Consider the following 15876-nt stretch of genomic DNA (forward strand, 5'->3'; position numbering starts at 1 on the left):
GAGCGGTAATTCGCTGTCCGATCACCGGAGCAGGGTGGTAGACATCCGACGTGGAAAAGAATCTTGAGTTCCCCGCGCTGCTGCAGCTGATTGACGAACGGTCAACTGCCTTCCGCGCCGCGGTCGCCGCCGCGCCGAGCCTTGACGCGCAGGTGCCGAGCTGCCCCGAGTGGACGCTGTTCGACCTGGTGAAGCACCTGGGCGGGGGAGACCGTTTCTGGGCCGCCATCGTCGGCGCGGGGCCCGCCGACGGTCCGCCGGCCGAGGCCGCCGCCGCGCGTGCCGCCCTGGAGCTGCCGCGGGAGCGCGAGGCCCTGCTGGACTGGCTGGCCGCGTCGACGGAGCTCCTGCTGGGCGCCCTGCGCGAGGCGGGCCCGGACAGCGATTGCTGGGCGTGGTGGAGCGACCTGCAGACGCCGCGGAGCTCCGGCGGTGTCGCCCGGCACCGGGTCCAGGAGAGTGCGGTGCACACCTACGACGCCCAGCTCGCCGCCGGCACTGCCGAGCCGCTGCCGGGCGACGTCGCCCTCGACGGCGTGGAGGAGTTCCTGTTCACCTGCGTGGCGTCGCGCACCGCCTGGCCGCACAAGCCCGCGACCTTCGACTTCCAGGCCGCCGAGGGCCGCTCCTGGCGGCTGACCGTCGACGGCGACGGTGCACGCTCCGCCCGCATCCCCGCGGCCGGCGAGGCGGACGCGGCCGGCGTCTCCGTGCACGGCACGGCCAGTGAACTGGTCCTCTACCTGTACGACCGCGTCAAGGCCGACTCCCTGCACGTCGACGGCGACGCCGGCCTGCTCGACCTGCTGCGCGCCTGGGAGCCGGAGAACTAGAACGCGGCGAGGGCGTGAGGGAGGGACGCGCGGTGCTGGTCATGCCCGGTCGCCGGACGTCGACCATGGAACTGCTGGCCGTCGAGGCGGCAGCCCGGGGGATCCCGGTCCGGGCCGCGGAGGAGGCCGGGCTGACCGGCCCCGCCCACTGGTACGGCGGGCCGGTCGCGGGAGCGCGGCTGGCCGGCCGACTGGGCTTCGCGTTGCTGGAGCCCACGGACGACTGGCTCGCCGAGCTGCCCGAGCAGTTCACCGGCCGTCAGATCCGGGCGGCCACGGTCGCGGACGCCCGGGCGATCGACCGGCCGACGTTCGTCAAACCGCCCCGCGACAAGTCCTTCCCGGCCGACATCCACACCGACGGCTCCCGGCTGTCCTCCGCCCTGGACCCGGCGACCCCGGTGCTGCTGTCCGACGTGGTGACCTTCGCGGCCGAGTACCGGCTGTTCCTGCTGGACGGCCGGATCGCCGCGGCGACCCGGTACGCGGTGTTCGGCCGGCTCGACCCGCGCCCGCTCGGCACCGACCGTGGGGACCGAGCCACCGCCGCCGAAATCACCGAGTTCACCGACCACTTGGTCGCCACTGCGGGACACACCCTGCCGAGCGCCGTCGTCGTGGACGTCGGGCAGCTCCTCGACCCGTACCGCCCGGGCCACCGCTGGGCCGTGGTGGAGGCCAACATGGCGTGGTTCTCGCACGCCTACGCCGCCGACCCGGCACGGGTGCTGGACGTGGTCCTGCGGGCGGCGGGCCCACGCGAGCACCTGCGGCCACGCGACCTGGCGTTCGAACGGTGAGGTCGCCCGAGCGGTTGCCGCAGAGGCCGGCAGTCGGCTCGGCATCAGCCTCGGGCGAAGCCCGTGGGCAGCCGCTCGGCTCGCTGCTGCGACAGTGTCGCGCGCGACCGGCCCGGGTGCGCACGGGCGATGCGGGGCACGGTGACGCCGGTCGTCGACTGCGATGGCTGTCCGGCGCAGGGCGGGGGCGACGCCGGGTCAACGGGAGTTGCGGCGGGCGATGTCGGCGTTGAGGGCGGTGGCGAAGACGCACCAGGCGGCGTAGGGCAGCAGGGCTGCAGCGGCGGTCGGGTCGGTGCGCTGGGTGCGTCGGATCAGTTCGGCGTTGCTGACGTCCAGCAGGGAGGTGCCGACCAGGCCCGCGGCCGGGCTCTGTCGCCGGAAGAACAGCCAGTTCCACGCGCTGTTCAGGCCCAGGTTGACGCCCAGGCTCGTGGCGAGCGCTGCCCGGTCGCGACCTTCTGCGGCGGCCAGGGCACGGCCGCCGGCCCAGGCGATCGAGGCGTAGAGGGGTGTCCACACGGCGCCGAACGCCCAGGAGGGCGGCTGCCACGGAGGTTTGGCGAGCGAGCGGTACCAGGTGCTGTCGGGGTCGACCGCTCGGGCGCCGAGCACCGCGGTGGCCGTCACCGCCGCCGCGGTGGCGGCGTAGGCGGGCCACCGGCGGCCGGACGGGGTCGTGGACTTCTCGCTGATGATCCTCATGGCCTGCACCTTCCCCGTCGCCCGGAATTCAGTGCCTCCGGGACACGCCGACCGGCCCGCCGAATCGGCGGGCCGGGTGCCCGGTTCTCAGGAGCCCCAGCCGAGGATCCGGGCGACCGCGAACCCGAGGAAGCTGGCGGCCACGATTCCGATCACCAGCAGGGGTATCCAACTCGGCCACGCCGTACGGAGTTCGACCGGTTCGGGGATCGAGATCCCGTGGCTGGTGGAGGCTTCGCACTCCGGCGTCTCGGTCGGCAGCGGCCGCTCGGGGGCGGCGGGGACGGGATTCGACGGTGCGGGCGTGTCGTTCGGGTTCATGGGAACCTCCGCTCTGCGGCGATGAGCCTGCGACCTGCGGAGCCGATGCTCGGGAACCGGCTTCACCGGCTGCCTCAAGTGTCCGGTTCCGGTGAGCCTCGGCGCACGGTGCAGCGGTTCCGCAGCGGATCCGCCCCCGCAGCGGCGGGCGCCGGGCGGACGGGTCGGCCGGCCCAAGCGATGCGTGAACGCTGCGACTGTCGGTCGGGTGGTCGGCTGCCGACGCTGGAGGGGCAGGCGGGAGCCCGCCTGCCGAGCGAATGGAGAGCTGTCATGGATTTCCGCGACGAGCTTCCTGTCGATCACCGTCTCGCACGGGTCTACCGGATCGGCGCCGGCCTGTGCGGCGTGGTGCTGCTGGTCTTCGGCTGCCTCGGCCTGACCGACGGTCTGGCCTTCTTCAGCACCACCGGCGAACGCGTGGCCGGGCTGTCCAGCAACGGACTGCTGAGCCTCATCTCGATCGTCACCGCGGTGGTCCTGATCGCCGGCGCCGTCGTCGGCGGCAACACCGCCTCGACGATCAACATCGTGGTGGGCACCCTGTTCGTCCTCAGCGGCTTCGTCAACCTGGCGCTGCTGGACTCGGGGGCCAACGTGCTGGCGTTCCGGATCCCCAACGTGATCTTCAGCTTCGTCATGGGCTTCGTCATCGCGACCTTCGGAATGTACGGCAGGGTCAGCGGGAACCTCCCGCGCGACAACCCCTACTGGCGGCACCGTCACCCCGAAACGGCACAGCGCCTGCCGGCCGGGGAGGTCCACGGTCCGGCCCCCCGCCCGGGGATCGCCGGTCCGGCGCGATGAGCGCAGCACTCGACGGGTACCGACCCGGTCGCGAGGTCCGCAGCCGGACGGCGAAGGAGCGCCATCCGGCTGACGGCCGGCAACGAAATTCCTGAGAGAGCCCTTCGACACACCGCTGGTCCGGTCCCCGGGACCGAGCGGCCGTCCACCGGGAAGAGGGACGCGATGGATGCCACGGATGCGCGGCTGCTGGTCGTCGGCGCCACCGGCGAGCTCGGCAGCCGGATCGCCGCCCGGGCGGCGCAGCAGGGAGCGCTGGTGGTTCCGGCGGGGCGTGACACCGAACGGCTGGCGGCGATCGGCCGCCGCCTCCGCGCCCCGCGGACACTCGCCTTCGACGCCTACGACCTGGAGCGCTGTACCGCTCTCGCAGCGGAGGCGGCCGCCCGCCTCGGTGGTCTGGACGCCGTCCTCGTCGCCGTCGGGTCCGCCGCCTTCGCGCGCGCCGAGGACTCCTCCGCCGAGATCGACGAGCACCTGTTCACCGTGAACACGCTCGCCCCGATCGCCGTCCTGCGCGGCGCCCTGCGGGTCCTGGGCGACGGCGGCGCGGTCGGCGCCGTCACGGGGATCGTCGTCGAGCGCCCCACCGCCACCGCGGGCGCGTACGGGGCGTCGAAGAGCGCGCTGGCCGGATGGCTGGACACCGTGCGGGTCGAGCAGCGGAGGAACCGGGTCACCGTTCTGGACGCGCGTCCTCCGCACCTCCGGACGGGGTTCGCCGAACGCGCCGTCGCCGGGCGGCCGCCGCGGCTGCCCGCGGGGAGCGACCCGGGGCCGTGGGCGGACGCCATCCTGGACGGCCTCCTCGGCGGCGCCTCGCTGGTGCGGCCCGATCCCGAGGACGTGGGGCGGCCCGTGGTCGTGGGCGCCGCGCGCCCCGTGGCGGGATGAACCGGAAGAACGAGAAGGGATCTGACAGCGGTGTCCATACGGTGCAGCGCCCCGCGGCGAGACCTGGTCGACCGGATTTCGCTGGCCGTGGCGAACAACGACCCGGTGACGGTCGAGATCCTCCTGCTCGCGCTGGAGGAGGTCGCGGACGAGCCGATGCTCGCCCGCCTGGAGGCGGCCATGAACCGCCTCGGCCTGCCCGGGCAGCGCCGGACCCGGTGACGGTGCCGCGCAAGCGTCGACGGGCCGCGAACTGCTCGGCCGGACGGCGGAGTTGATGCCGCAGTGGTCCGAACCGGGCTGGCGCCTACGGGGTCTGCGGCGGGCGCGAAACGTCCTGCATCGCGAGGAGCAGGCGTTCCGCGGCGTACTCGGGTCCCGCGGCGCGGGCCTCGGTGCGTCTGGTCCGGTGCTCGCGCCGGTCCGCGGTCAGCAACCGGCGCAGGGCGGAGCCCGCGGTCTCGACGTCCAGTCGGTTCGGGTCCTCGGCGAGGCCCAGGCCGGCCCGTTCCAGGTCGTGGGCGATGGCGAACTGATCGCTGGAGAACGGGAGCGCGAGCGCGGGCACGCCTGCCGCGACGCATTCACCGAACGAGTTGTTGCCGCCGTGGTGGACCATCACGGAGGTGTGCCCGAGGAGGTCGAGTTGGGGCACCACTCCGGCCACGCGGAGGCGGTTCGGCGAGGCGTGGGCCAGCCCCGGAGAACGGAGGAGTTCGTCCACCCGGTCGCCCGCCGCGACGATCACCGAGGCGTCGGTGCGGGAGAGAACGGCTTCTGCGACGGTGGCGAGGACGTCCGAGCGGGCCGACAGGAAGGTGCCGAACGCGACCAGGACCAGTCGGCGTCCGCCGGCGGTCAGCCGGTCGACGGTGGCCTGCCAGGAGTCGTCGAGGCCCGCGGTCCCGGACACGGCGGAGCAGTGCCCGGCGTAGATGTGCTCGGGGCCGGCGGGGGCGGGCGGGAGCCACGGCAGGTCGAGGTAGTTGAACACCACCGCGTGGGGTGAGCAGAGCGCGAAGGCGCGCGCGGGCGGCGGCATTCCGGGCGCGTGCCGCGCGCACACGCGACGGAACGCCTCGGTGAACGCCCGGTCGTTGGCTTCCACGGCGGTCCGCAGTTCGGCGAGCGGTTCCGGAGCGGGGCGGAGCGGGTCCGGCCAGGCGTACGGAAGCCCGAAGTACGCTTCGGGCCCCGCGGGGAGGTAGCTGGGGTGGCCCGGGCAGAACGTCGCGTACGGCAGTCCCAGGCAGTGCATGGCGAGGGTCACCGGATAGCTGAGCTGGTCCACCAGGTACCAGTCGGGGCGCGCGGTCCGGTCGAGGTCGCGGATCTCGCGCAGAATGCGGTCCGGGTCGGCGAGCATGTCCGCGGCCCGGTGCCGCGCTTGGGTGAGCAGGGCCGGGACGGCGCCCTCGCGGGTCGCATCCAGGAACTCCCGGAGCCGATCCGCCTCGGCACGTCCCTGCGCCGTCCGCTCGGCGACGCCGCTGTTGGCGTTGCGGGTGACGGTGAGTTCGGCGAACGCCAAACCGTGCCGCTGTGCCAGGTCGGTGAAGTCCGGTGCGCAGGCGAGGGTGACCCGGGCGCCGGCGGCGCCCAGTGCCCCGCCCAGCACGCTCAGCGGCGCGGCGTGGGAGCGGAACGGCGGGCTGATCACCACGACGTCGGTCACGAGATCCTCCGCTCCCCGCCCGGTCCGCCGCCGGGGGTGCCGGCGCCGCCACTGACCGCGTTGCGGGGCGATCGCGGCTGGTGTCGATGATGGCACGCGCCCTCGCGCGGGGCGGTCGCCGACTCGCTCCATCCGGCCGCCGAGCCGCTCCGAACCGGTAGTGGCAGTGCCACCGACGAAGGGCGCACCTGATGGCTCGTGAGACCTGCAGCCCGTCCGACCCAGCCCGCGCCGCCGCGGCGCAGCGGGACGTGGTGGCCGAGTGCCGACGCCACTGGTGGGACCCCGGTGCGCCGCTCCCGGCCGGCGACGACCTCCTGTCGGTGCTCGCGAGGGCGGAGTACGGGCACGGAGCCGCCCGCCGCGCCGCCGACGGCCTTGGCGCCGACGATCGCTCGGCGGCCGCGCTGCGCCGGGCCGCCCGGCTCGGCGCCCCGGGCTCGCCGTACGGGCTGGTGACGGCCGCCGGCGGGCCGGCGGCCGTGCGCAGTGCGCTCGCCGAGGCCTGGGCGGAGTCCGTGGCCGCGGGCCACCGCGACCGTGCCACCGCTGCTCTGCGGAGTCGACTCGTCCTGCCGCTGCCCGCGGCGGAGGCCGGGTGTCTGCTCGACCTGGCGGACAGCCACCGCCTTCGCCCCTTGAGCGCCGCGGAGTGCGCCGCCCGGGCACGGAGCGGCGATCCGCAGGAGCGGCACGCGGCCCTGCGGTACCTCTCCGGGGTGCCCGACGGGTGGCGCGTCCTCCCGGCGCGCCCGTTCGCCGCGGCAGACCCGTACGAGCAGATCCTGCTGTCCGCGGCGTGGGAGCGCGCCGACCCGGGCTCGGCCGTCGGCGCCCGCTTCCGGCGAGCCGTCCGGGGCCTGCCCTCCCGGCCCGCGACCGGGCTGGTGGTCGCCCAGTCGATGCTGACCGGACGGCTGCGGGAGCCGGGAGCCGGTCTCAGCGGTGGAATGAGCGTCCTGGTCGCCGGACTCGGCGCGGCCATGGCGGCCACCGCGGACGTGGCGCGGGTGCTGACCGTCGTCCTGATGGACGTCGCCGAGCTCCGCCACGGACAACCCCTCGTCGAGCAACTCGGCACCGGTCATTGGGTGGTGAAGATCCCGGTGTACGGCGGCGACCCCGTCGACCCGGCTTCCGCGCCGCACCACCGTCCTTCCGTCGCCTGGTGGGCGGCCCGTCTTCTCGGCCTCCCCGGAGCGGGGCCGGACGTGGTGCACGCCCGCTTCGCGGACGACTCCTCGCTGGCGCTGGCCGACGCCGCACGGCGCTGCGGCTCCCGATTCGTGTACACCGTGACGCCCGATCCGCATCGCGTCATGGCCGACCGCCACCGCGGCGTGCCACCGGCAGCGCACGGCGAACCCGCCTCGGCCCTCCGCCTCGACCTGCACCGGATCTTCCTCGGCGACCGCCTGGTGGACCGGGCCGACCTGCTGCTCGCCATCCCCGGCCGTCCGGGCGGACCCGAGCTGTCCGCGCACTTCCCCGTGCTCGCCGGCGACGGCGCCCCCCGCCTGGTCTCGCACCCCGAGGGCATCCCAGCCTTCACCCCGCGCTCGGGGGACGAGAGGGACGCCCGCGCCCTGATCCGCCGGCTCTTCCGAGGCGGGGAGCACCCCGACGGCCTCGATCCCGCGGCACGCCGGATGCGGCTGATCCTGAGCGTCGGACGCCTGCACCCCGTCAAACAGCAGGACCGCCTGGTGGAGGCCTGGCTCGACTCCGGCCTGTACCGCGTCACCACGCTCCTGCTGGTCGGAGGATCGCCGGCGGTCGCCTCCACGCCCGTCGAGCGCGAGATGCGGGACGCCATCGACAAACTGCTCGCCGACCGGCCGGACGCCCGCCGGCACCTGGCGCGGTGGCCCGCCCTGCCGAACCGTCAGATCAGGGTCCTCGAGTCGGCCCTCGCATCCGGCCGTTGGACGGGCCGGGCCGTGTACGTCTGCCCCAGCGCCAAGGAGGAGTTCGGTCTCGCCGTGCTGGAGGCGATGGACTCGGGCCTTCCCGCCGCAGGACCTCGGCGCGGCGGCGTGCCGCACTACGTCCGCCACGGCGTCAACGGGTTCCTGCTCTCCACCGACTCCACCCCGGCGCTGGCGGAGGGGCTGGCCGCCGTGCTGGGGGAGCAGGACGGCGAGCTCGGGCGCATCGCCCTGGAGGGCCGGCGGAGCGTCGGCGCGCGGTTCTCCGCCTCCGCGATGGCGGAGGCCCTCGTCGCCGAGTACCGCAAGCTCACCGACGCCGTGCCACGGCGGCGCCGCAACGGGGGGTCGGCGCCACCGCCGTACCCCCGAGGTTGACCGCCCACCAGCGAGAGAGGACGAACCATCATGGCGGAGCACGCAGGACGAGCCGTCGAGTCGGTGTGGGACTACCCGCGGCCACCGGCCGTGGTTCCGGACGAACGCCTGGTCGAGGTCTGGTTCGCCGGGTGCCTCCTGGCGTCCAGCCGGCGGGCCCTGCGCGTCCTGGAGACCAGTCACCCGCCGGTGTTCTACCTCCCCCCGCAGGACGTGCGGACCGCGCTCCTGCGGCCCGCGCGCGGCGCGACGGTGTGCGAGTGGAAGGGCCGCGCGCAGTACTGGGACGTGGAGAGCGGGGGCCGGGCCGCGCCCCGGGCGGCCTGGAGCTACCCGGATCCGCTGCCGGACTACCGCCGCCTGCGGGACCACCTGGCGTTCTACCCGGAGCGGGTCGAACGGTGCGAGGTGGACGGCGAGGCGGTCCGACCGCAGCAGGGCGACTTCTACGGCGGCTGGATCACGGACGAGATCGTCGGGCCGTTCAAGGGCATGCCCGGGTCGGCCGGATGGTGACCCCGGCAAATCGACGCAGGAACGCTGCAAGTGGAGGCCCCGGTCGAATCGCGGCACGTTCGACCTATGCGATCCACCTCGATCACCCTCGAAGGATTCCCGGCCCACCCCGAGCCGTCCGCCGCGGAGTCGCTGCAGGAACTCGCGGCGCGGACGGCCCGCGGCGACCGGGACGCCTACGCCCACCTGTACGAGGCGCTCGCGCCGATCGTCCACGGCATCGCGCTGAAGGTCCTCCGGGACTCCGCCCAGGCCGAGGAAGTGGCGCAGGAGGCCCTCCTGGAGCTGTGGCGTTCCGCGGGCGCCTACCGTCCCGAGCGCGGATCCGTCCGCAGTTGGATCTGCACGATCGCCCATCGCCGGGCCGTCGACCGGGTGAGGTCGGTCCGCGCCTCCTCCGAGCGCGAGCGACGGGTCACCCGCGAGGAGCCGGTGAGATCGGAATCGGCCGCCGACGAGGCCGAACGGATCCTGGAGAGCGCCCGCGTCCGGCACGCCCTCGCCGGGCTGAGCGCCGCGCAGCGCGAAGCACTGGTCCTCGCCTACTACGGCGGCTACTCGCAGAGCCAGATCGCCGCCGTCCTCGGAGTCCCGCTGGGCACCGTCAAGACCCGGATGCGCGACGGGCTCCTGAGGCTCCGCACCGCGTTCCCCGCCGGATGACGTCACCCTGCCCACGCATCGAAGGAAGGCCGCCGTCGTGACAGCGAACAACCCGCAGGCGGGAGGCGGTTCGCCCCCGACCGGTGGGCCGGCCGGCGTCTCGACCGGTGCGGTCGCCCGCCGCCTGGGCGTCTCGCCGACGACGATCCGCTCCTGGGAACGCCGCTACGGAATCGGACCGTCCCACCGCGACCCGGGTCAACACCGGCGCTGGAGCCCGGACGACATCGCCCTGCTGGACGAGATGTGCCGGCTGACCTCCCGCGGCATCCCGCCGGCCGAAGCCGCCAAGGCGGCGCGCTCGGCCAGCCGCCCGGACACCGGCGACCCGGCCGGCGACCGGACCCGCACTCCAGATCACGGCCACCCGGACGACGACACGGGATCCGCCACCGGCCGACGCGGCCCCGCCACGGCGCCCGCCCGCAGCCCGGGCGGCAGCCGCGCCATCCCGCTGGGCACCGTGAGCCCCGCCTGTCGCGGCCTCGCCCGCGCGGCCGTACGGCTCGACGGGCCCGAGATCGCCCGGATCCTGCGCCTGGCCCTCGCCGACCTGGGAGCGGTCCGGGCGTGGACCGAGGTCATGATGCCGTCCCTGTTCGCGGCCGGCCGCAAATGGGCCGCCGACGCCGAGCAGTACGTGGAGGTGGAACACCTCCTGTCCTGGCACGTCTCCGCGGCTCTGCGCACCGCCGCCGTCACCCCCACCCGCTTCGTGCAGGCGCCGCCGGCGCTGCTCGCGGCCATGCCGGGGGAGGAGCACACGCTCCCGCTGGAAGCCGTGGCAGCCGCGATGGCGGAGCGCGGACTGCCGTACCGCATGCTCGGCGCCGCCGTCCCGCCGCGGGCCCTGCTCGACGCGGTCGCCCGACTCGGCCCGCCCGCGGTGATGCTCTGGTCGCAGAGCCACCACACCGCCGACCTGCCCCTGGCACAGCAGGTCGCCGACGCGCAGTGGGGACCCGCCGGGTCGCGCGGCGGTCCCCGGGTCATCCCGGCGGGCCCCGGCTGGAGACGTCACGAGAGCGGCGGCCGCTTCGCCGGCCCGCGCACCCTCGAAGCGGCACTCGGCCTGATCGAGCAGGCCATCAGTGACTCCTCCTCGCCCGCGGACGTCCAGGTGCCGGGCCGGCAGGTCAGCGGGTCGGCTTCCGGCGGGCACTCCGGGCACGGATCGCGCCCGTCGTGAGCGCGACCAGGAACACGACGATCCCGATGGCCAGCAGGTAGCCGAGGCCGTGGACGACAGCACCGAGCAGGCCCAGGACGATCGCCACAATGATCAGGAGCAGGATCCAGGCCACGGGGGGAGTCCTTTCTCTCGTGAGCCGCCGCAGCGTCGAATCGGACGCGACGGCCCCCCGGCCGTTCGACGCCGGGCTGCTCCAGCGCCTGCCCGGTACGGCGTACCGAAAACGCCCGGGGGTCCGCACGGCCCGGCGCCGCCGAGGTTCAGACGGTTCCCAAGTAGTAGGCGCCGACGGCCCGGTGGTGGTCGGAGCTGTCGGACGCGTCGGGATCGAACGCGGGCGAGTTCCGGATCTCCTCCATGGTCCGGTCCAGCCACACCGACCTGTCGTTGTGGTCCACCCGGTTGATGATGCCCGCCGGGACAAGGACCGTGCGGCCGAAGATCCACGGACCCGTGTCGACCACGAGGTGGGAGCTGCCGACGTCCTCGCTGTGCTTGTCGACCTTGCCGATCCGGCCGTCCGAGGCCTCCACCCGATAACCCGTCAGATCATCGCCCGCGGCGTACCCCTCCGCACTCTCGTAATCCCAGATTCCTCGAACCACGGCAGCCTCCCTGATCGTTGACGTACGGCTTCACCAGCGCTGTTACCCGTCTTCCGGGCTTCGATGCCTCGACAGTGACCGGTCCGCCGGCGGAACGCTCGGGCAGCGTGGGGAGTTGTCGGAGCGTCAGAGCGGAATCAGCGGGACGGGAAAGGCGGGGCAGGCATGGTGCGCGCGGTGTGGAACGGTGTGGTGCTGGCGGAGTCGGAGGACACGGTGCTGGTGGAGGGCAACCACTACTTCCCGGCGGAGGCGCTGAACCGGGAGTACTTCCGTCCCAGCGACACCACGACGGTCTGCTCGTGGAAGGGAACCGCCCGCTACTGGACGGTGGCGGTGGACGGGGCCGAGAACCCGGACGCCGCCTGGTTCTACCCGGAGCCGAAGCCGGAGGCCGAGCACGTCCGGGACCGGGTCGCCTTCTGGCGCGGGGTCGACGTCGGCACGGCCGAGTAGGTCGGCGCCGGGCGCTTTCTCCGTGCCGTCGGCGGCGGCGGTTAGGATGGTTGCGCAGCAGGTCGGGGCGGAGGGAGGGCGCGTGAGGAACGCACGTGCTGTGCCGACTCTTGATCCCGTCGGGGCAGGCGACCACGTCTGTTGGCTGGTCGGCCCCGACGACGACTTCACCGCGACGGCCCGGGCCTTCGCCGCCGACGGCGCCCTCTTCGGTGAGAAGGTGCTGCTCATCGGCGCGCCCGACACCCGGTGGTCGCCGGACGGCGCACCTCAGGGTCTGCTGGTCGACCCCGTCGCCGAGCGCGCGGGCGGGGCGGCGTGGGGCGCGGCGACCATGCTGGACATGGTGCGCCAGGAGGCGGAGGCCGCGAGCCGCCAAGGCTTCCGGGCACTGCGGGTACTGGCCCGGATGGACCGCGTGTGGCCCGGTGGCGTGAGCCCGCGGGAGATCGCCCGGCACGAACTGGACATGGACAACCTGGTGTTGGCCAGAACGGCCGTCATCGTGTGCGCCTACCACCGTTCCGGGTTCCAGCCCGGCACCCTGGAGCAGGCCGTAGGAGTGCATCCGCACGGACTGGGCACACGAGCGGAGATGCCAGGTTTTCGGATGTACAGCGCGGGAACGGACTGCTGGAGCGTGAGCGGCGTGGTGGACTTCGAAGGCGCCGAGACCTTCCGGACCGCTCTCGAAGAACTCGTCGCCCGCTCCGCCACCGTGCGGCTGCGCTGCGAGGACCTCGCACTGGTGGACGCGGCAGGGATGCGTGCCCTGGTCGACGCGGCATGCGAGACCCCCGGCCGCCGGATCGTGGTCGAGAACGCGGACGAGACGTTCCGGCGCTGCTGGTCGCTGCTCGGTTATGACGTCCCGCAGATCCCCGTGGAGCTGGCACCGTGAGCGAGAACAGCACGACGCGCCCGGAAGCCCCCGCGCAGGACTCCGGTTTCCGGCACGAGCTGTACCCCTACGACGGGGACGCGCAGTTCCTCGACGGTGCGATGTCCTTCATCAACGACGCCCACGCCGGAAGCGAGCTGGTCCTGGTGGCGGTCGCGGAGCCGAAGGAGCGGATGCTGCGCACCGAACTGGAGGGTACGGAGGCCGCCGAAGGCGTGACCTTCCTGGACACCGCCGCCCTCGGCCGGAACCCCGGGCGGCTGATCCCCGCCTGGCGCGACTGGGTCTCCAAGGCTGCGGAGGGCAATCCGGTCCGCGGCATCAGCGAGTCCGCGTGGAACGAGGTCTCCCCGGCGGAGAGCAGCGAGTTCGGGTACCACGAGTGGCTGTTGAACCTCGCCTTCGCCCAGTCGCCCGCCTGGTGGCTGCTGTGTCCGTACGACACCGCCGTGCTGGAGCCCGCCGCGATCGAGTCGGCGCGGCGCTGCCACCCCCTGCTCCTCAGCGAAGGGGCCCACGGCCCCAACCACTCGTACCTCGACGAGCCGTTCGCCTTCCCCGCGCTCGCCCCCGCCGTCGACACGCCCCAGGAGCTCTTCTACCAGCGGGGGCTGCTCCAGGCGGTGCGCGACCACATCACCGCCTGCGGGACCCGGCACGGTCTGGACGGTGCCCGCCTGCGCGAACTGCTGATCGCCGCCTCCGAGGTGGCCGCCAACAGCATCAAGCACGGCGGCGGCCGGGGCGTCCTGCGAACCTGGGTGGAAGGCGCGGACCTGATCTGCGAGTTCCACGACTCCGGCCACCTCCAGGACCCGCTGGTCGGCCGGCTCCGGCCCACCGTGGACCAGGTCGGCGGTCGCGGGCTCTGGCTCGTCCAGCAGCTCTGCGACCTCGTTCAGATCCGCTCCACAGCGGAGGCCGGCACCACCATCCGGCTGCACACCAGGCTGCTCGGATAACCGCCTCCCGGCCCGCACGCCACCGTGCCGCCCGCTCTGCCGGCACCTCCGGGGAACCTTCCCCGATCTACCTGTCCGGAGCTGCCGGGACGGCGTCCGGCTCGGGTGCGACGGATCGCAGGACGTGGTCGACGAGCACCCGGAGTTCGTCGGCGCTCTGCAACTCTCCCTGGTGGAGCAGGAGCCGGTAGTACAGCGGCGCGTAGAGCAGCTCGATGACCAGGGCCGGGTCGGCGTCCCGACGGATCTGTCCGGCGTCGCGGGCCTTGGCCAGCCGGCGGTGGGCGTCCTCGATCCGGGGGCGGAAGAGGTCGTCGACGGTGTCCCGGGCCAGCTGGGGGTCGTGCTGCGTGTCGGCGATCAGTCCGACGAAGGCCTGGCCGAAGCGGCGGTCGGACAACAGCCCGCGGACCAGACCGTCCATCTGCGTGATCAGGTCGGTGCGCAGGTCCCCGCTGTCCGGGAAGTCGGCGGCGGGGTTCGCCGCGTCGTCCAGGGCCTCCAGGACGACCGCGCCCTTGGAGGGCCACCAGCGGTAGATGGTCTTCTTGCTGACCCCGGCCCGAGCGGCGATCGCCTCCACCGTCACGGGGCCGTAGCCCTGGTCGGCGCAGAGATCCAGGCTGGCGTTCAGGATGGCGCGGCGGCTCGCCTCGCTGCGAGGCCGGTGTGGCGTCCGGGCCGGTGCGTTCTGGTCTGCCATGGCACGGAGCCTACCGGAAACGACACGTTCCGTATTGACGGCATCCCGGGCCTGGTGCAGACTCACCGCCAGAAACGACACGTACCGTTTCTCTCACCACCCGCTCTCCGCAGGGAGTCCACCGTGCCCAGCCAGCCCCACCCCGGTAGCCACGCCCCGAACGCCCCTCGGGACGGTGTCCGCGCCGACGCCGCGCCCGCGCCCAGGCCTCCCTGACCCGCCCGGCTCCGCCCGGGCGAGCGGCGATCGCCGCTCACGACGTGACCCGCGCGACCCGTCCTCGTACGGCCGAGCCGCGCCGCCATCCGACACACCTGCCCAATCCAGTGAGGAACAGCTCCATGACCAACCCGACGCATCAGGTACTCGCACCCGAGAACCCCGGCGAAGACCGCGCCGCACCCGACCGGCCCGCCCTGGCCCGGCTGCTCCAGGAGATCGTCGAGTCCGGGTTCACCGGCATCCAGTTGCGGGTCAACGACCGCCAGGGCGAATGGGTCGGCAGCGCCGGGACGGGCGTGCTGGGCGAGTCCGCCCCGCCTCCGACCGACGGGCACATCCGGATCGGCAGCAACACCAAGACCTTCGTCGCGGCGACGGTGCTGCAGATGGTCGCCGAAGGCGCCCTCGCGCTCGACGCGCCCGCCGGCGGTTACCTTCCCGAACTCCCGATCGACCCGCGGATCACGGTGCGGATGCTGCTGCAGCACACCAGCGGCGTCTTCAACTTCACCGGCGAGATCCACCCCGCGGACGCGGACGTCGAGGGAATTCCGTGGAACGGTGCGATCCTCGTGCCGGGGATCCCCTGGCAGGGCAAGCGGTGGGTCGAGTCCCGGTTCACGCACTACCCGACCGAGGACCTGGCCCGCCTGGCCCTGTCCAAGCCGGCCCGGTTCGAACCCGGAACGGACTGGAGCTACTCCAACACCAACTACGTACTGGCCCGGCTGATCATCGAGGCGGTGAGCGGACGCACCCTCGCCGAGGAGATGCACCGGCTCGTCCTGTCCCCGCTCGGGCTCACCCGGACCCAGGTCCCGGACACCACCGCGATCCCCGAACCGCACGCCCACGCCTACTACCGCTACGACGACGACGGTCGGGAGACCACCGTCGACGTGACCGTCCAGGACCCGTCCTGGATCTCCAGCGGAGGCGACATGATCTCCACCACCCGGGACCTCCACCTCTTCATCTCGGGCCTGACGAGCGGTCGACTCCTGCCGGCCCCCCTGCTCGCGGAGATGCTGACGCCGCACTCGCCCACCGGCTACGGACTCGGGGTGTTCGTCGAGGACACCGGCCACGGCACCCTCGTCAAGCACAACGGCGGCATCGCCGGCCACGGCGCACTCATGTACAGCTCCCACGACGGCAGCACCACCCTCACCGCAGGGCTGAACTACGTGGACGACACCACCCTCTCCCTGGGCCCCGCGTTCCAGGCCGCCACGCAGCGCCTGGTCGACGCGGTGTTCGGCGACCTCCCCGCCCCGACGAACGGCTGACACCCGCAACGGCGACCCCGCAGCCA

At 73.6% G+C, this 15876-nt stretch carries 19 protein-coding genes; 13 read left to right on the plus strand and 6 right to left on the minus strand.

Features of this window, described 5'->3' with window-relative positions; all coding sequences use genetic code 11:
• The first annotated feature begins 50 nt into the window (after window positions 1-50).
• Window positions 51-833 (plus strand): maleylpyruvate isomerase family mycothiol-dependent enzyme, encoded by a 783-nt coding sequence (locus BX266_RS34615; protein WP_099906487.1) that lies wholly within the window; start codon window positions 51-53, stop codon window positions 831-833.
• 65 nt (window positions 834-898) lie between these two features.
• Window positions 899-1633, plus strand: coding sequence for an ATP-grasp domain-containing protein (locus BX266_RS34620; RefSeq protein ID WP_099908636.1), 735 nt, complete (start codon window positions 899-901; stop codon window positions 1631-1633).
• 198 nt (window positions 1634-1831) lie between these two features.
• Here the strand turns inward: BX266_RS34620 and BX266_RS34625 are convergent, their stop codons facing one another.
• Both BX266_RS34625 and BX266_RS34630 read right to left on the minus strand, forming a co-directional pair.
• Window positions 1832-2338 carry a TspO/MBR family protein gene (locus BX266_RS34625; protein WP_099906489.1) on the minus strand — a complete coding sequence of 169 codons (507 nt, stop codon included), beginning with the start codon at window positions 2336-2338 and terminating at the stop codon, window positions 1832-1834.
• Between the two features lie 87 nt (window positions 2339-2425).
• Window positions 2426-2659, minus strand: coding sequence for a hypothetical protein (locus BX266_RS34630; RefSeq protein WP_099906491.1), 234 nt, complete (start codon window positions 2657-2659; stop codon window positions 2426-2428).
• 273 nt (window positions 2660-2932) lie between these two features.
• Between BX266_RS34630 and BX266_RS34635 the strand changes: the two genes are divergently transcribed.
• The 3 genes from BX266_RS34635 (at window position 2933) to BX266_RS38195 (ending at window position 4582) form a co-directional block, all read left to right on the plus strand.
• Window positions 2933-3466, plus strand: a complete 534-nt coding sequence (locus BX266_RS34635; RefSeq protein ID WP_099906493.1) for a DUF4383 domain-containing protein — start codon at window positions 2933-2935, stop codon at window positions 3464-3466.
• Between the two features lie 165 nt (window positions 3467-3631).
• Window positions 3632-4360 carry an SDR family oxidoreductase gene (locus BX266_RS34640; RefSeq protein ID WP_099906495.1) on the plus strand — a complete coding sequence of 243 codons (729 nt, stop codon included), beginning with the start codon at window positions 3632-3634 and terminating at the stop codon, window positions 4358-4360.
• Between the two features lie 30 nt (window positions 4361-4390).
• The gene (locus BX266_RS38195) at window positions 4391-4582 is read left to right on the plus strand and encodes a hypothetical protein (protein WP_143687065.1); all 192 of its coding nucleotides are present in this window, start codon (window positions 4391-4393) and stop codon (window positions 4580-4582) included.
• A gap of 85 nt (window positions 4583-4667) precedes the next feature.
• Here BX266_RS38195 and BX266_RS34645 read toward each other — a convergent pair whose 3' ends face one another.
• Window positions 4668-6035, minus strand: a complete 1368-nt coding sequence (locus tag BX266_RS34645) for a glycosyltransferase (protein WP_099906497.1) — start codon at window positions 6033-6035, stop codon at window positions 4668-4670.
• 191 nt (window positions 6036-6226) lie between these two features.
• On the opposite strand from BX266_RS34645, the gene BX266_RS34650 reads away from it, so the two are divergent.
• From BX266_RS34650 to BX266_RS34665, 4 genes are all read left to right on the plus strand, one after another.
• Window positions 6227-8341, plus strand: coding sequence for a glycosyltransferase family 4 protein (locus BX266_RS34650; protein ID WP_099906499.1), 2115 nt, complete (start codon window positions 6227-6229; stop codon window positions 8339-8341).
• 30 nt (window positions 8342-8371) lie between these two features.
• Entirely contained in the window at window positions 8372-8857 is a 486-nt protein-coding gene (locus tag BX266_RS34655) for a DUF427 domain-containing protein (RefSeq protein ID WP_099906501.1), read from the plus strand.
• A 66-nt stretch (window positions 8858-8923) separates the two neighbouring features.
• Window positions 8924-9520: a sigma-70 family RNA polymerase sigma factor gene (locus tag BX266_RS34660; RefSeq protein WP_099906503.1), complete on the plus strand. Its 597-nt coding sequence runs from the start codon at window positions 8924-8926 to the stop codon at window positions 9518-9520.
• A 37-nt stretch (window positions 9521-9557) separates the two neighbouring features.
• Window positions 9558-10709, plus strand: coding sequence for a MerR family transcriptional regulator (locus BX266_RS34665; RefSeq protein ID WP_099906505.1), 1152 nt, complete (start codon window positions 9558-9560; stop codon window positions 10707-10709).
• On the opposite strand, the gene BX266_RS39095 is transcribed toward BX266_RS34665, so the two are convergent.
• Together BX266_RS39095 and BX266_RS34670 are read right to left on the minus strand one after the other, a co-directional pair.
• Window positions 10657-10824 (minus strand): hypothetical protein, encoded by a 168-nt coding sequence (locus BX266_RS39095; protein WP_180290721.1) that lies wholly within the window; start codon window positions 10822-10824, stop codon window positions 10657-10659. The two genes, BX266_RS34665 and BX266_RS39095, sit on opposite strands and share 53 nt — an antisense overlap.
• A 148-nt stretch (window positions 10825-10972) precedes the next feature.
• Entirely contained in the window at window positions 10973-11317 is a 345-nt protein-coding gene (locus BX266_RS34670; protein ID WP_099906507.1) for a PRC domain containing protein, read from the minus strand.
• A 165-nt stretch (window positions 11318-11482) separates the two neighbouring features.
• Between BX266_RS34670 and BX266_RS34675 the strand changes: the two genes are divergently transcribed.
• The 3 genes from BX266_RS34675 (at window position 11483) to BX266_RS34685 (ending at window position 13636) form a co-directional block, all read left to right on the plus strand.
• Window positions 11483-11773: a DUF427 domain-containing protein gene (locus tag BX266_RS34675; protein ID WP_099906509.1), complete on the plus strand. Its 291-nt coding sequence runs from the start codon at window positions 11483-11485 to the stop codon at window positions 11771-11773.
• A gap of 100 nt (window positions 11774-11873) precedes the next feature.
• On the plus strand, window positions 11874-12674 hold the full coding sequence (locus BX266_RS34680) for an MEDS domain-containing protein (protein ID WP_180290722.1): 801 nt from the start codon (window positions 11874-11876) through the stop codon (window positions 12672-12674).
• A complete protein-coding gene (locus BX266_RS34685) occupies window positions 12671-13636 on the plus strand; it encodes a sensor histidine kinase (protein WP_099906513.1) in 966 nt (321 codons plus the stop codon). The genes BX266_RS34680 and BX266_RS34685 overlap by 4 nt, the downstream gene beginning before the upstream one ends.
• Window positions 13637-13703: 67 nt before the next feature.
• Here BX266_RS34685 and BX266_RS34690 read toward each other — a convergent pair whose 3' ends face one another.
• Window positions 13704-14339, minus strand: a complete 636-nt coding sequence (locus BX266_RS34690; protein ID WP_099906515.1) for a TetR/AcrR family transcriptional regulator — start codon at window positions 14337-14339, stop codon at window positions 13704-13706.
• A 341-nt stretch (window positions 14340-14680) separates the two neighbouring features.
• On the opposite strand from BX266_RS34690, the gene BX266_RS34695 reads away from it, so the two are divergent.
• A complete protein-coding gene (locus BX266_RS34695) occupies window positions 14681-15850 on the plus strand; it encodes a serine hydrolase (protein ID WP_099906517.1) in 1170 nt (389 codons plus the stop codon).
• Window positions 15851-15876: the final 26 nt, after the last annotated feature.

Source organism: Streptomyces sp. TLI_171 (assembly GCF_003610255.1).
In the GTDB taxonomy this organism is placed as follows: Bacteria; Actinomycetota; Actinomycetes; order Streptomycetales; family Streptomycetaceae; genus Kitasatospora.

Coding starts and splice junctions, on each gene's coding strand:
- BX266_RS34620 (WP_099908636.1), top strand. CDS start 899: ATGGAACTGCTGGCCGTCGAGGCGGCAGCCCGGGGGATCCCGGTCCGG.
- BX266_RS34650 (WP_099906499.1), top strand. CDS start 6,227: ATGGCTCGTGAGACCTGCAGCCCGTCCGACCCAGCCCGCGCCGCCGCG.
- BX266_RS34675 (WP_099906509.1), top strand. CDS start 11,483: ATGGTGCGCGCGGTGTGGAACGGTGTGGTGCTGGCGGAGTCGGAGGAC.
- BX266_RS34630 (WP_099906491.1), bottom strand. CDS start 2,659: ATGAACCCGAACGACACGCCCGCACCGTCGAATCCCGTCCCCGCCGCC.
- BX266_RS34635 (WP_099906493.1), top strand. CDS start 2,933: ATGGATTTCCGCGACGAGCTTCCTGTCGATCACCGTCTCGCACGGGTC.
- BX266_RS34640 (WP_099906495.1), top strand. CDS start 3,632: ATGGATGCCACGGATGCGCGGCTGCTGGTCGTCGGCGCCACCGGCGAG.
- BX266_RS34655 (WP_099906501.1), top strand. CDS start 8,372: ATGGCGGAGCACGCAGGACGAGCCGTCGAGTCGGTGTGGGACTACCCG.
- BX266_RS34690 (WP_099906515.1), bottom strand. CDS start 14,339: ATGGCAGACCAGAACGCACCGGCCCGGACGCCACACCGGCCTCGCAGC.
- BX266_RS34695 (WP_099906517.1), top strand. CDS start 14,681: ATGACCAACCCGACGCATCAGGTACTCGCACCCGAGAACCCCGGCGAA.
- BX266_RS34660 (WP_099906503.1), top strand. CDS start 8,924: ATGCGATCCACCTCGATCACCCTCGAAGGATTCCCGGCCCACCCCGAG.
- BX266_RS34625 (WP_099906489.1), bottom strand. CDS start 2,338: ATGAGGATCATCAGCGAGAAGTCCACGACCCCGTCCGGCCGCCGGTGG.